The sequence below is a fragment of the Streptomyces sp. NPDC045021 genome, from assembly GCF_056432645.1.
Genome location: NZ_JBWKIQ010000021.1, coordinates 38,143 through 52,696, shown reverse-complemented (window position 1 = coordinate 52,696; position 14,554 = coordinate 38,143). Strand labels below are relative to the sequence as shown.

Sequence of the window (14,554 nt, the reverse complement as noted above, 5' to 3'; positions counted from 1 at the left end):
GCCGCGCGGCCGCGGGTCACGCCGCGCGGACCCCGCCCTGCCACACCCGGCTGACCAGCGGCACACCCGGCCGGTAGGCCAGATGTACATGGCTGGGGGCGTCGAGCAGCATCAGATCCGCTCGCGCCCCCGCCGTGATCCTTCCGACGTCGTCCCTGCGCAGCGCCCGCGCCCCGCCGAGCGTCGCGGCCGCGACCGCCTCGTCGGGCGTCATCCGCATGTCGCGTACGGCGACGGCGATGCAGAACGGCATCGAGCTGGTGAAGCTCGACCCCGGATTGCAGTCCGTCGACAGCGCCACCGCCGCGCCCGCGTCGATCAGCCGGCGGGCGTCGGGGTAGGTGGCGCGGGTGGAGAACTCGGCGCCGGGCAGCAGTGTCGCGACCGTCACGCCACCGCTGGACGCCAGCGCGTCGACGTCCGCGTCCGTCAGATGCGTGCAGTGGTCGGCGGACGCCGCCTCCAGCTCGACCGCCAGCTGCACTCCGGGGCCGTACGTCAGCTGGTTCGCGTGGACCCGCGGGACCAGTCCGGCCCGCGCGCCCGCCGTGAGGATCGTGCGTGCCTGGTCCCCGTCGAACGCCCCCTTCTCGCAGAACACGTCCACCCAGCGGGCGTGCGGCGCGCAGGCCTCCAGCATCGGCCCGGTGACCAGGTCGACGTAGCCGGCCGGGTCGTCCGCGTACTCCGGCGCGACGATGTGCGCGCCCAGGTACGTGGTCTCCGAGGTGTGCGCGGCGGCGATGCGCAGGCTGCGCGCCTCATCCTCCGCGGTCAGCCCGTAGCCGGACTTCGTCTCGATGGTCGTGGTGCCCTGCCGCCGCGCCTCGGCCACATAGCGGGCCACGGTGGCGTCCAGCTCGGCGTCACTGGCGGCGCGGGTCGCGGCGACCGTGGTCCTGATGCCGCCCGCAGTGTACGGCGTGCCCGACATGCGGGCGTTGAACTCCTGGGTACGGTCGCCGCCGAACACCAGGTGCGAGTGCGAGTCGACGAACCCGGGCAGCATCGCCCGGCCGCCCGCGTCGTACACCTCGTCCGCGGCCGGCGCCCGGCCCGCCGGGCCGACCCATGCGATGCGGCCTTCCGCCATGACCACCGCCGCGTCCGCGACCAGGCCGAGCGGCCCGGTACCGAGGGACGGGTCGTTGGTGACCAGGCTGCCGATGTTGGTGATGACGGTCGTGGGCATCGCGGTGGTCCTCCGTGAGGATGGGGAGTCAGGAACGCCGCAGGCGGGCGACGGCTTCGCCCATCGCGGCCGGAACGTCCGGCACCAACTGGTGGACACCGTCCCGGACGATGTGCCGCCCGCCCACCACGGTATGCCGCACGTCCGCGGCGGTCGCGGCGTACACGGCCGTCTCCGCGGCGAGGCGCGGCAGCGTGCCGGCGGTGCGGACCGAGTCCAGAGCGACGGTGGTGAAGTCGGCGAGCGCGCCCGTCTCGATCCGGCCGGCGTCCGCCCAGCCGAGCGAGGCATGGCCGTCCTCGGTGGCGGCCCGCAGCAGCTGCGCGGCCGTCCAGTGCCCGCGGGCGCGGGTGCGCAGCCGCTCGTTGAGCTCCATGGCCCGTGCCTCTTCGAGCAGGTCGATGACGGCATGGCTGTCGCTGCCGAGCGACAGCGGGCTTCCGGCGCGCTGGACGTCGCGCGCCGGGCCGATGCCGTCGGCGAGATCACGTTCCGTGGTGGGGCACATGCAGACGACGGTGCCGCTGCCGCCGAGCAGCCGGATGTCCTCGCCGGTGAGGTGGGTGGCGTGCACGGCGGAGGTCCGCGGGCCCAGCGCCCCGTGGTCGGCGAGGAGCCGCGTCGGGGTGCGGCCGTGGGCCTTGAGGCAGCCCTCGTTCTCGGCCGGCTGTTCCGACAGGTGGACGTGGAGCGGGGCCTGCCGTGCCGCCCCCCATTCGGCGACCCTGGCGATACCGGCCGGCGGCACGGCGCGCACCGAGTGGATGGCGGCGCCGATCCGGACGTGGTCGCGGTCCTTGAGGGCGTCGGCGCGCTCCGCCCAGGCGTCGGGGCCGGCGTCGGCGAACCGCGTCTGGTGCCGGTCGGGGGGCGCGCCGAAGCCGGACGAGAAGTAGGCCGTGTCGAGCAGCGTGATCCGGATGCCCGCCTCTCCCGCGGCGGCGATCAGCGCCTCCCCCATGGCGTTGGGGTTGTCGTACGGCCTACCACCGGGAGCGTGGTGCAGATAGTGGAACTCACCGACGCAGGTGACGCCGGCCAGCGCCATCTCCGAGTACACCGCCCGCGCGAGCGCGAAGTACGTGTCGGGGTCGAGCTCCGCCGCGACCGAGTACATGATCTCGCGCCAGGTCCAGAAGGTGCCGGAGCCGACCTGGACGGTGCCGCGCAGCGCCCGGTGGAAGGCGTGCGAGTGCGCGTTGGCCAGTCCCGGCAGGGTGAATCCGCGCAGCGCCACGGCGCCGGGAGGTGGCGTGTCGACTCCGGTCCTGACGCCGGTGATCCGGCCGTCCGCCGTGTCGATCGCCACGCCCGGCTCGGCGACCGCGTTGAGCCAGGCGTATTCCGTCCAGTACGTCAGCTGCACGCGAGACCTTCCAGTACGTCGGCGAGCGCGGTCACCCCGGCGAGACAGTCGTCCTCGGCGGCGGTCTCGGCGGGCGAGTGCGAGACACCGGTGGGGTTGCGTACGAACAGCATGGCGGTCGGGGCACTCGCCGACAGGATCCCGGCGTCGTGTCCCGCGCCGGTCGGCAGCACCGGGACGACGCCGCCGAGCAGCTTGGCGACCTCGTCGCGCAGCGCGTGCTCGAACTCGACGACCGGGGTGAACGATTCGCGGGTCACGCGGACGTCGATGCCGTCGTGGGCCCCCCGCTCGGTGGCGGCCTGTTCGATCCCGGCCACCACCCGGTCCAGCGTCTCCTGGTCGGCGGCGCGTGAATCGAGCCAGCCGCGCACCAGCGAGGCGATGGCGTTGACGCCGTTGGGCTCGACGCTCACCTTGCCGAAGGTGGCCAGCGCCCCGGCCACCTGGGCTTCCCGGCGGGCGGCCAGCACCGTGTCGGCGTAGCTGAGCATCGGGTCGCGGCGGTCCTCCAGGCGGGTGGTGCCCGCGTGGTTGGCCTCGCCGTGGAAGTCGAACCGCCAACGGCCGTGCGGCCAGATCGCGGAGGCGATACCGACGGCGTCGCCGGTCAGGTCCAGCGCCCGGCCCTGCTCGACATGGAGTTCCACGAACGCGCCGATGCGGGCGAGCCGCTCCGGGTCCGGGCCGATGCCGGCCGGGTCGTAACCGGCCTGCTCCATGGCCTGCGGCAGGCTGACGCCGTCCGCGTCCCGCAGTTCGTACGCCTTCTGCGGAGTCAGCTGCCCGGCGGCCAGCCGCGATCCGACACAGGCCAGACCGAAGCGGGCGCCCTCCTCGTCACCGAAGTTGACGATGGCCAGCGGCTTGCTGAACGCCGTCCCGCGCTCGCGCAGTTCGTCGAGCGCGGCGAAGGACGACACGACGCCCAGCGGCCCGTCGAAGGCGCCGCCGTCCGGGACGGAGTCCAGGTGCGAGCCGGTGACGACCGCGTCGCCGGCGGCCGGGTCGCCCAGCCAGGCCCACTGGTTGCCGTTGCGGTCGACCTCGTAGGTCAGCCCGCGGGCTTCCGCCTGTTCCCGGAACCACGCCCGGCAGTCCAGGTCGGCGCCGCTCCAGGCGTAGCGGCGGTATCCCCCGGAGACGGAGCTGCGGCCGATGGGCAGCAGCTCCGTCCACATGCTGTGGAAACTCACTCGGAGTCGCCCTCGCGCATCGGGATCCGCACACCGCGCTCGTCGGCGATCTCGTCGGCGCGGTCGTAGCCCGCGTCCACGTGCCGGATGACGCCCATGCCGGGGTCGTTGGTCAGCACCCGGCGAATCTTCTCGCCCGCGAGCTTGGTGCCGTCCGCGACCGTGACCTGACCGGCGTGCAGGGAGCGGCCCATGCCGACGCCGCCGCCGTGGTGGATGGAGACCCAGGACGCGCCGGAGGCGACGTTCACCATGGCGTTGAGCAGCGGCCAGTCGGCGATGGCGTCGGAACCGTCGAGCATCGCCTCGGTCTCGCGGTACGGCGAGGCCACCGAGCCGCAGTCCAGGTGGTCGCGCCCGATGACGACCGGCGCGGCCAGCTCACCGCCGGCGACCATGTCGTTGAAGCGCTCGCCGGCCTTGTCGCGCTCGCCGTAGCCGAGCCAGCAGATACGGGCGGGCAGGCCCTGGAAGTGGACCTTGTCCTGCGCCAGCTTGATCCAGCGGTGCAGCGACTCGTTCTCCGGGAAGAGGTCGAGGATCGCCTTGTCCGTCTTGTGGATGTCGGACGCCTCGCCGGAGAGCGCCGCCCAGCGGAACGGGCCCTTGCCCTCGCAGAACAACGGCCGGATGTAGGCGGGCACGAACCCGGGGAAGTCGAAGGCCCGCTCGTACCCGGCGAGCTGTGCCTCGCCGCGGATCGAGTTGCCGTAGTCGAAGACCTCGGCCCCGGCGTCCATGAAGCCGACCATGGCCTCGACGTGCCGGGCCATCGACTCGCGGGCCCGCAGCGTGAAGTCGGCGGGCTTCTCGGCCGCGTACGTGGCCATCTCGTCGAAGGCGATGCCCACCGGCAGATAGGCCAGCGGGTCGTGCGCCGAGGTCTGGTCGGTGACGATGTCGATCGGCGCGCCCTCGGCGAGCATCTGCGGCAGCAGCTCGGCGGCGTTGCCCAGCAGCCCGATCGACAGCGGCTCCCGCTTGTCGCGGGCCTCGGTGGCCAGCTGCATCGCGTGCGCCAGGGAATCGGCCTTGACGTCCAGGTACCGGTGGTCGATGCGGCGGGAGATCGCGCGCGGATCCACGTCGATGCAGATCACGACGCCGCCGTTCATGGTGACGGCCAGCGGCTGGGCGCCGCCCATGCCGCCGAGCCCGGCGGTGAGCGTGATCGTCCCGGCCAGCGTGCCGCCGAACTTCTTGGCGGCGACCGCGGCGAACGTCTCGTAGGTGCCCTGGAGGATGCCCTGGGTGCCGATGTAGATCCACGAGCCGGCCGTCATCTGGCCGTACATGGTCAGGCCCAGCGACTCCAGCCGGCGGAACTCCTCCCAGTTGGCCCAGTCGCCGACCAGGTTGGAGTTGGCGATGAGCACCCGCGGCGCCCACTCGTGCGTCTGCATCACGCCGACGGGACGGCCGGACTGGACGAGCATCGTCTCGTCCTGCTTCAGCGTCTGCAGGGTGCGGACCATGGCGTCGAACGAGCGCCAGTCCCGCGCGGCCTTGCCGGTACCGCCGTAGACGACCAGCTTCTCGGGGTGCTCGGCGACCTCCGGGTCGAGGTTGTTCTGCAGCATCCGCAGCGCGGCTTCCTGCTGCCATCCCTGAGTGCTCAGTTCCGTACCGCGCGGCGCCCGCACGATCCTCGGTCCCGACATCGGCCCGGCCTCCCTCTGTGCATCGATGGATCTAACTATTCACATCCTGTCTGGATGAATACGTCTAGTCAACAGTGCGGGGTGGCGTCACCTCTGGCCGGGTGATGGGATGACCCGCATGACGCCGGACGCGACAGCACGACGGGGCCACGCGCTGCGCGCGGCAGTGGAACAGAATCTACTCGTACCGGACAAACCAGTCATCGGTCTTCTCGACATCACCGGTATCCAGGAGGCCGCGGCCGCCCTCCAAGAGGCGTTCGCCACTCCTGGCGTTACCGTCACCCACACCTTCGCCGTCAAGGCCGCCGCCCTCGTCCCGGTCCTGCGGCTGCTCGCCGGACTCGGCATCGGCGCCGAGGTCGCCAGCCCCGGCGAGCTCGCCATCGCCCGCGCCGCGGGCCTCCCGGCCGACCGCATCGTCCTGGACTCCCCCGCCAAGACCGTCACCGAGCTGCGCGAAGCGCTCGCCCTGGGCATCGCCGTCAACGCCGACAACCCGCAGGAGCTCGCCCGCCTCGACACCCTGGTGGCGGCAACCCCGACCACGTCCCCCATCGGCCTGCGGGTCAATCCGCAGATCGGCGGCGGCACCATCGGCGCCATGAGCACCGCGACCGCCACCTCGAAGTTCGGCATCGCGCTGCGCGACGACGGCGCCGAGGAGTGGATCCTGCGCGCCTACGCGGACCGCCCCTGGCTCACCCGGCTGCACACCCACACCGGCTCCCAGGGCGTACCGCTGGACCTCATGGCGGCCGGTGTCCGGGCCACCCACGACCTGGCCGAGCGCATCAACCTCGCCGCCGGCCGCCAGCAGGTCACCACTCTCGACATCGGCGGCGGCCTCCCCGTGAACTTCGCCTCCGACACGGTCACGCCGACCTTCCGGACGTACGCGCAGCTGCTGCGCGAGAGCGTCCCCGGCCTCTTCGACGGCCGGTACACCATCGTCACCGAATTCGGGCGCTCACTGCTCGCCAAGGCCGGCACGGTGCTCGCCCGGGTCGAGTACGCCAAGTCGGCCGGCGGCCGGCCCATCGTGATCACCCACGCGGGCGCACAGCTCGCCACCCGTACGGTCTTCGCCCCCGGCTCCTGGCCGCTGCGCGTCGCCGCGCTCGACCCCAAGGGCCGCCCCAAGACCGGCGACCCCGTCGTCCAGGACGTGGCCGGCCCCTGCTGCTTCGCCGGCGACCTGCTCTCCCAGGCCCGCCCCCTGCCCCGCCTCGAAGCGGACGACCTCGTCGCCCTCCTCGACACCGGCGCCTACTACTTCTCCAACCACTTCGCCTACAACTCGCTCCCGCGCCCCGCCGTGTACGGCTACCACGCGTCGGCGGACGGCTCGGTGCGGTTCGCGCTGGTGCGCGCGGCCCAGAGCGTCGAGGACCTCCTGGCCGAAAGCGGCGCCGCCCACACCGAGTCCCTGACCACCCTGAACTGACCCGCCGCCGGCGGGTCCGTCGCGCCTGCGGCGGGCTTTTCCTGGAGGACCCGGTCACCGACCCGGCCCGTTACCGCCCCGCCGCGAAGCCCGTCGTCTCGTACGGCGACGCAACGCTCACCCGATCCGGCCGCACCCAGTACCGGACGTCCCGCGACCGCTCCAAGCGGCCGAACCACAGCGACTTCGCCCAGAGCCCCGCCCCGACCCCGGCCAGCAGCATCCCGCCCGCCGACGAGGCGAGCAGCATCGACGCCGCGGCCCCCGCGAAAGCCGCGAGCAGCCACCACCGCCGGCGCCGGACCCAGATCCGCGCCGTGACCCGGCGGTCCTGCAGGAAGACGGACTTGCCGGCCCGCGTGGCATCCGCGCCGAGCGCCACGTACCGCCCGCGGCGTGCCGCGAAAGCGACGACGGCCGCGACGATGAACAGGGCCGCGCCGCCGAGTATCCCGATCCGGCGCCCGGTCAGGCCGGGGACGAACAGACCTCCCACGGCGGCCGGCACACCCAGCCAGAACAGCCAGCGCGCAGCGACCCGCACCAGCACCCCCACCCGAGCCAGCGTGTATGCCCCGCGCGCCACGACCGTCCTCCTCCGATACGTCCACACCGCTGCCACACCGCTACACAGCGTCCAGTTGCACGGGAGGGTACTCAGCGATCCTCAGAATTTCATGAGGACCGGACAGGAAAACGACAGCCCGGCTCAGTCGGTGAACAGCCCCCGGGCCGCGGCCCGCGCGTCGAACCCCTCAAGGCTCGCCTGCGCGTCCGGCAGGTGGTCGCACATCGACTCCAGCAGGACGCGTCCGAGCAGCATCGGGGCGCACGCCGTGTCGAAGGCGAGCCCGGTACCCACCGCGGCCGGCAGCAGCAGGTCGGAGCAGGCGGCGACCGGGGCGAAGGCGCTGTCGGCGACGGTGACGACCGTCAGGCCGGCCTGGCGCGCGTACATCAGGGCCTCGACGACCTCGCGCGGATGCCGCGGCAGGGCGAAGCAGAGCAGCGCGCTCGCACCGGCCCGGACCGCGCCGTCGACGCGATCGGCGAACATCGTGCCGCCCTCGTCGAGGAGCCGGACGTCGGGGTGGACCTTCGCGGCGAAGTACGCGAAGCCGCGCGCCTGCGCGCCCGCCGCGCGCAGACCGAGGACGGGCAGCGGCCGGGACGCGGCGAGCACGGCGCCGGCACGGGCGACGGGCGCGGGGTCGGCGAGGAGGGCGGCGAGGTGCCGGAGGTTCTCGATCTCGGCGTGCACGGCCTGCTGGTACTCGTTGTACGGGGCGGCCTCGGGGCCGGGCCGTACCGGCGCGACCTCGCGCAGGTGGCGGCGGAGCGCCGGGTAGCCGTCGAAGCCGAGCGCGACGGCGAAGCGGGTGACGGACGGCTGGCTGACCCCGGCGAGCTCGGCGACCTCGACGCTGGACAGGAACGGCGCGTCCGCCGATCGGCGCACCAGGCAGTGGGCGATCCGGCGCTGCGTCGGGGTGAGCCGGTGCGACTCGAACAGCTTCAGCAGCCGCGCCGAGGCGCCCTCGGCCGCGCCCGCCTCCGCGGCGTCGCCCCCGACCTCCGTCGTACCCATCAACGTCCTCCTGGCCTATTCAGTCGTCGCTGACTCTGCATGAATCCATGCAGCCTGGCAAGGAGTGTCCACCGGACGCACTCGGACGCACCGGAACCAGCCACCGAGCCGACTACACCGCCGGCAGCCGCCCCTTCTGCGGCTTCCCCATCGCGTTCCGCGGCAGCTCGTCCAGGAACCGGACCTTCCGTGGCCGCTTGTGCACCGACAGATGCCCGGCCACGAAGTCCATCAGCTCGGCCTCGCTCACCCCGTCCGCCACGACGAACGCGACGATCTCCTGGCCCAGGTCCTCGTGCGGCGCGCCCACCACCGCCGCCTCCCGGACCGCGGGGTGGTCGAGCAGCGCGTTCTCCACCTCGCCCGCGCCGATGCGGTAGCCGCCGGACTTGATGAGGTCGGTCGAGGCGCGGCCGACGATCCGGTGCATGCCGTCCGGCTCCGCCATCGCCATGTCGCCGGTACGGAACCAGCCGTCGGCGGTGTACGAGGCGGCGGTGGCCTCCGTACGGCCGAGGTAACCGTCGAAGAGGGTGCCCGAGCGGATCTGCAGCTCGCCGACCGTGGCGCCGTCGTACGGGACCGGCGCGCCGTCCTCGTCCACCAACCGGGTCTCCACCCCCGGCAGCGGCAGCCCCACCGAGCCGGGACGCCGTTCACCTGCCGCCCGCGTGCTGATCGTGATCAGCGTCTCCGTCATCCCGTACCGCTCCACGGGCCGCTGCCCGGTGAGCGCCTCCAGGTCCCGGAAGACGGGGGCGGGCAGCGGGGCGCTGCCCGACACCAGCAGCCGGGCGCCGGTCAGCGCCCGCGCGGCGGCCGGGTCGCGGACCACCCGCGACCAGACCGTCGGCACGCCGAAGTAGAGGGTGCCGCCCGCCGCCGCGTACGCCTGCGGCGTGGGCCGTCCGGTGTGCACCAGCCGGCTGCCCGTGCGCAGCGCGCCGAGCACGCCCAGCACCAGCCCGTGCACGTGGAACAGCGGCAGACCGTGCACGAGGGTGTCCCCGGCGGTCCACTCCCAGGCCCCGGCGAGCGCGTCGAGCTGGGTGGCGATCGCGCCGCGCGAGACCACGACGCCCTTGGGCGGGCCCGTCGTTCCCGAGGTGTAGAGGATGAGCGCGGCTTCCTTGGCCCCCGGCTCGGGCCCGCTCCAGCCGGCCCGCTCGTCGAAGTCGACGGGGATCAGCGCCGCGCCCGAATCCCCCAGGATGTGGTTCTGCTCGGCCGGTCCCGCGTCCGGCGGCACCGGGACCACCGGTACTCCGGCCAGCAGCCCGCCCACCACCGCGGCCACCGTCTCATGCGACGCCGTCGCCCGCACCGCGAACGCCGGCGCCCCCGCCACCCGCGCCGCGACCGCGCCCGCCGCGCCGAGCAGTTCCTCGTACGAGCAGGACCGCCCCGCGACGGTCACGGCATCGGGCCGGTCCGCACCGTCGGACGCGGTGAGGGCCGTCAGCAAGGAGGGGGCGGGTGACAGCGGCACGGGTGTGCTCCTCTGAAGGTCTCAATCCGAGCCCCGGCGGGCTCGACCGGGCTCGACCGGCTCGACGGCGCTCGCCGCGCGGTAGCACCGCGACTCTACGCATCGCCCGCTGGGAGGGGGCACCCCCGAAAAGAATCGGGGGTTTCCCCCAGTGCCGAGCGCCGCCGCGCTCCGTACGGTGGCGTCATGGACGCCCGCGACCCGGAACTCAAAAAAGAACTCGCCGCCACCCTTCAGGCCCGCAAGGACCTCGGTGCGGAGTACGAGTCGGAACTGGTCGACTCGTTCATGGAGAAAGTGGACCAGCGCCTCGACAGCCATGTCGAGCAGCGGGTCCGCCGCCAACTGGCCGAGCAGCAGACCTCCTTCGCCCGCGCCGGGCGCAGCCCCGGCACGCCGGAGCCCAGCGCGCGCTTCGCCCGCTACGGCTTCGCCGGCTTCACCATGATCGCCGCGATCCCGCTCTCCGCGATCGGCGCGGTCAACGCGGGAACCCCCGGCCTGTTCATCACCTGGGCCGGCATCGTGGGCGTGAACGTCGCCCAGTCCCTCGGCCACATCTTCACGGGCGAGCGGGGCGAGCGCCGCCGGAAGTCCGACAGCGACTGGGAGTAGCGGGCCATAGCGGGCCCGCGCGGGGCAGCTGCTCGACGAATCCGCGGAAAAAAGTGGAGCGGGGACCGCCGCACCCCCGGTCGCCCGGGGGGCGGGACGACGGCGGTCCCCGCATCAGACGCGCGCCGGGTCAGGACCAGACACCGCGTCCAGGGAGGGTCACCTCAGAGGTCCGGGAGCCGCTCCGGAGTTCCTGGGTGCCACATCCTGCGTTGTCGGGCTTCTCTTCCCGACGAACACCAATGTGCCCGACCCGTGTTAAGCGCGTGCTGCGGCCGCGTGACGCGGATGTAGCACTTTCGAATCCCGGGGTGAACGGGCCCCCAACTCCGGCCGGCGGCCCGGCGTTCCGCGCTTCCCCCAGTCAGCGCGTCGCAGACCGGCGCGTCAGCGCTGGGCGATGGTGAGGTTCTTCGCGATCTTCTTGGTGAGAGCCACATCCGCGGCGCCGAGATCGGCGGACTGGACCGCGTAGAACGTGGTGATCACGCTGTTGCCGACGCGGGTCGCGACCAGGGTGGTGCCGCCCGCCCACTGGTCCGAGGTGAGCACGGCCTTGATGGACTGGCCGTTCGACCCCGCTATCGGGCCGCTCTTCACCTTCACGGGGACCGGGGAACCGCTCCCGGAGTCGGTGAAGTGCGCGCAGCGGGTGAACGCCTGCTGGATGCGCGTCATCACGGTCCGGGCACCGGAACCGCGGAAGGTGTCGACCTCCTGGCTGAACTCCTCGCGCTTGGCGTTGAGGAAGTCGCCCTGGGCGAACGCGGCGCTCTCGATCCCGGTGATGCGGACCCAGGCGGTCTGCTCCAGCTCCCCGCACGCACCGGCGGCGCCGTCCTTGGCCTCGGGTGCGAGGTCCGGGCCACTGTCGCGGGTGCCGTCCGCGTCGGCCTTGTACCCCTTGGGGAGCACGTCGCCCCGCAGCAGCACGGCCCGCAGCTTGTCGCCGGTGAGCAGTCGGGCGCTCGAACCGGCCGGGACGGCGGTGGCGCCGGGCGACGTGGTCGCGCCGGAAGCGGTGGCGGTGGTCGTGGCCGTCGCAGTCGGGCCGGACCCGGCCGCCGAGTCCGTGGCGGACGAGCAGGCGGCGAGCGCCAGGGGCAGGAGCAGCAGCGCGGCGGCTCGGAGCGGGGCGGAGGTGCGGGAGGTCATGGCGGGCCGTTCTGCTGGGAGGACGCGGGACCCGGTCCGGCTCGGGTCACTGCGACGGGCCAGCAGAAAATACCCGACGGCCCCCTGCCCGGACCGGGCAGGGGGCCGCATGGTGCTTGCGCCGGTGCTGCGGCGCCGGCGGACTACTTCGCCAGGAAGGCGAGCAGGTCCTGACGGCTCACGACGCCGGTCGGCTTGCCCTCGACGAGGACGATCGCCGCGTCGGACTTGGTGCCCAGGACCGCCATCAGGTCGGAGACCGGCTCGCCCGAGCCCACCTGCGGCAGCGGGCCGCTCATGTGCTTCTCCAGCGGGTCCTCGAGGGTGGCGCGCTTGGCGAACAGCGCATCCAGGAGGTCACGTTCGACGACGGAGCCGATGACCTCGGCCGCCATCACGTCGGGGTGCCCGGCGCCCGGCTTGACGATGGGCATCTGGGAGACGCCGTACTCGCGGAGCACGTCGATCGCCTCGCCGACGGTCTCCTCCGGGTGCATGTGGACGAGCTGCGGGATGCCGCCGCCCTTGTGGGCGAGGACGTCGGAGACCCGGGCCTGGCCGTTGCCCTCGTCGAGGAAGCCGTGCGAGGCCATCCACTCGTCGCTGAAGATCTTCGACATGTAACCGCGGCCGGAGTCCGGCAGCAGGACGACGACGACGTCGTCCGGGCCGAGCTTCTCGGCGACGCGCAGCGCCGCGACGACCGCCATGCCGCAGGAACCGCCGACGAGCAGGCCCTCCTCCTTGGCGAGGCGGCGGGTCATCTGGAAGGAGTCCTTGTCGGACACGGCGACGATGCCGTCCGCGACCTCACGGTCGTAGGCGGTCGGCCAGAAGTCCTCGCCGACGCCCTCGACCAGGTACGGACGCCCGGAGCCGCCGGAGTAGACCGAACCCTCGGGGTCGGCGCCGATGACCTGGACACGGCCATCGCTTGCGTCCTTCAGATAGCGGCCGGTGCCGGAGATGGTGCCGCCGGTGCCGACGCCCGCGACGAAGTGCGTGATCCGCCCCTCCGTCTGCTCCCACAGCTCGGGGCCGGTGGAGTGGTAGTGCGACAGCGGGTTGTTCGGGTTGCTGTACTGGTCCGGCTTCCACGCGTTGGGGGTCTCGCGCACCAGCCGGTCGGAGACGTTGTAGTACGACTCCGGGTGGTCGGGGTCGACGGCAGTCGGGCAGACCACGACCTCCGCGCCGTACGCCCGCAGCACATTGATCTTGTCGAGCGACACCTTGTCCGGGCAGACGAAGATGCAGTGGTAGCCCTTCTGCTGGGCGACGATCGCGAGGCCGACACCGGTGTTGCCGGACGTCGGCTCGACGATCGTGCCGCCGGGCTTCAGCTCACCGCTCTGCTCCGCGGCCTCGATCATCCGGACCGCGATGCGGTCCTTGACCGAGCCTCCGGGGTTGAAGTACTCGACCTTGGCCAGGACGGTCGCCTGGATGCCCTCGGTCACGTTGTTGAGCCGCACCAGCGGGGTGTTGCCGACGAGGCTGATCATCGAGTCGTGGAACTGCACCATTGTCTCCGGGTTCTCCGTGAATGTGCGGCCAGCCTATGGCCTAACGCGCAGACTCTCAGCTCGTCCGCGCCTCGATCGCTTCTGCTTCCCACCCCCCTAATGTCGGTTGATCACCACTACGGCACGTTGCAGTAGGCGCGTGACGGGGCAACAAGGTGTTGTACGCACAAACGCAGGGAGGTGAGCCGGCTCGATGTCGAGGGTGAGGGTGGCACGGCGGATTGCGACCGCGGCGGCGTTCGGCGGTGGCGGGATCAGTCTGCTCGGCGGGGCGGCCGTCGGAGTACTGCTGGCCGAGATGAGCCTGGCGAGACGGGTGGTCGGCGGCTCCGACGACGTACCGCCGCGCGCGGACGGCAGATACGGGTCGGCGTTCTCGCACCGAACGGATGAAATCCCGCTCCGACTCTGTTTCCTCGGCGATTCGACGGCGGCGGGGCAGGGCGTGCACCGGGCGCGCGAGACCCCGGGCGCGCTGCTCGCCTCCGGGCTGGCTGCGGTCGCGGAGCGGCCCGTCACCCTGGTGAACGTGGCGAATCCCGGGGCGCAGTCCAACGACCTGGCGCGCCAGGTCTCACTCCTGCTCGACGTGGGCGCCCCGCCCCCCGACGTCTGCGTGATCATGATCGGCGCGAACGACGTCACCCACCGGATGCCGCCCGCCAAGTCCGTCCGGCTGCTGTCGGACGCGGTGCGCCGGCTGCGCGAGGCGGGCAGCGAGGTGGTCGTCGGCACCTGTCCCGATCTGGGCTCCGTGGAGCCGGTGTACCAGCCGCTGCGCTGGTTGGCGCGCCGGATGAGCCGCCAGCTCGCCGCCGCGCAGACCATAGGGGTGGTCGGTCTCGGCGGCCGTTCGGTCTCGCTGGGCGATCTGCTCGGACCGGAGTTCGAGGCGCATCCGCGCGAGATGTTCGGCCCGGACAACTTCCACCCCTCCGCGGAGGGGTACGCGGCGGCGGCCATGGCGCTGCTGCCGACGCTGTGCGCCTCGCTGGGCGTGTGGCCGGAGGCGGACGAGCGTCCGGACGCGCAGCGCGGCGAGGGCTTCCTGCCGGTCGCCCAGGCCGCGGTGGAGGCCGCCTCGGAGGGCGGCACGGAGGTCGTCGCGGCGATGCACGCCGTATCCGGGCCGCGGGGCCGCTGGGCCCTGCTCAAGCACCGCCGCCGCCAGCGGCTGCCGCACACGACGGAACCGGCGACAACGGAGGCGTCGTCGGCCTGACGGAGCGGGCGGAGTACGGGCCGGCGGGTGCGCCCCGACCGGCCCGCACGCACCGGTCGCGCCGACCTGACCTAAGCGCGCGCTCAGAAAGAGTCCC

At 72.9% G+C, this 14,554-nt stretch carries 12 protein-coding genes; 3 read left to right on the top strand and 9 right to left on the bottom strand.

Annotated features, from left to right (window positions below):
- Window positions 1-16 precede the first annotated feature (16 nt).
- The 4 genes from hutI to hutU are packed head-to-tail and all read right to left on the bottom strand — an operon-like array spanning window position 17 to window position 5,415.
- A complete protein-coding gene (gene hutI, locus AC07DC_RS38850) occupies window positions 17-1,192 on the bottom strand; it encodes an imidazolonepropionase (RefSeq protein ID WP_478919504.1) in 1,176 nt (391 codons plus the stop codon).
- Window positions 1,193-1,220: 28 nt separating this feature from the next.
- Window positions 1,221-2,558 (bottom strand): formimidoylglutamate deiminase, encoded by a 1,338-nt coding sequence (locus AC07DC_RS38845; protein WP_478919503.1) that lies wholly within the window; start codon window positions 2,556-2,558, stop codon window positions 1,221-1,223.
- A complete protein-coding gene (locus AC07DC_RS38840; RefSeq protein ID WP_478919568.1) occupies window positions 2,549-3,739 on the bottom strand; it encodes an allantoate amidohydrolase in 1,191 nt (396 codons plus the stop codon). Before AC07DC_RS38840 ends, AC07DC_RS38845 begins: the two co-directional genes overlap by 10 nt.
- Window positions 3,740-3,750: 11 nt before the next feature.
- Complete coding sequence (gene hutU, locus AC07DC_RS38835) at window positions 3,751-5,415, bottom strand: urocanate hydratase (RefSeq protein WP_478919502.1); 1,665 nt, start codon at window positions 5,413-5,415, stop codon at window positions 3,751-3,753.
- A gap of 118 nt (window positions 5,416-5,533) precedes the next feature.
- Between hutU and AC07DC_RS38830 the strand changes: the two genes are divergently transcribed.
- Window positions 5,534-6,862 (top strand): type III PLP-dependent enzyme domain-containing protein, encoded by a 1,329-nt coding sequence (locus tag AC07DC_RS38830; protein ID WP_478919567.1) that lies wholly within the window; start codon window positions 5,534-5,536, stop codon window positions 6,860-6,862.
- Between the two features lie 70 nt (window positions 6,863-6,932).
- On the opposite strand, the gene AC07DC_RS38825 is transcribed toward AC07DC_RS38830, so the two are convergent.
- The 3 genes from AC07DC_RS38825 to AC07DC_RS38815 form a co-directional block, all read right to left on the bottom strand.
- Window positions 6,933-7,448, bottom strand: a complete 516-nt coding sequence (locus tag AC07DC_RS38825; protein WP_478919501.1) for a hypothetical protein — start codon at window positions 7,446-7,448, stop codon at window positions 6,933-6,935.
- Between the two features lie 123 nt (window positions 7,449-7,571).
- Complete coding sequence (locus AC07DC_RS38820; protein WP_478919500.1) at window positions 7,572-8,450, bottom strand: MurR/RpiR family transcriptional regulator; 879 nt, start codon at window positions 8,448-8,450, stop codon at window positions 7,572-7,574.
- Between the two features lie 112 nt (window positions 8,451-8,562).
- Window positions 8,563-9,939, bottom strand: a complete 1,377-nt coding sequence (locus AC07DC_RS38815) for an acyl-CoA synthetase (RefSeq protein ID WP_478919498.1) — start codon at window positions 9,937-9,939, stop codon at window positions 8,563-8,565.
- A 186-nt stretch (window positions 9,940-10,125) separates the two neighbouring features.
- Between AC07DC_RS38815 and AC07DC_RS38810 the strand changes: the two genes are divergently transcribed.
- Window positions 10,126-10,554, top strand: coding sequence for a hypothetical protein (locus tag AC07DC_RS38810; protein ID WP_478919497.1), 429 nt, complete (start codon window positions 10,126-10,128; stop codon window positions 10,552-10,554).
- A 387-nt stretch (window positions 10,555-10,941) separates the two neighbouring features.
- On the opposite strand, the gene AC07DC_RS38805 is transcribed toward AC07DC_RS38810, so the two are convergent.
- Window positions 10,942-11,709 (bottom strand): hypothetical protein, encoded by a 768-nt coding sequence (locus AC07DC_RS38805; RefSeq protein ID WP_478919496.1) that lies wholly within the window; start codon window positions 11,707-11,709, stop codon window positions 10,942-10,944.
- Window positions 11,710-11,852: 143 nt separating this feature from the next.
- Complete coding sequence (locus AC07DC_RS38800) at window positions 11,853-13,232, bottom strand: cystathionine beta-synthase (RefSeq protein ID WP_478919566.1); 1,380 nt, start codon at window positions 13,230-13,232, stop codon at window positions 11,853-11,855.
- 196 nt (window positions 13,233-13,428) lie between these two features.
- Here AC07DC_RS38800 and AC07DC_RS38795 point away from each other — a divergent pair, with 196 nt between their 5' ends.
- Window positions 13,429-14,457, top strand: coding sequence for an SGNH/GDSL hydrolase family protein (locus AC07DC_RS38795; protein ID WP_478919495.1), 1,029 nt, complete (start codon window positions 13,429-13,431; stop codon window positions 14,455-14,457).
- Window positions 14,458-14,554 lie beyond the last annotated feature (97 nt).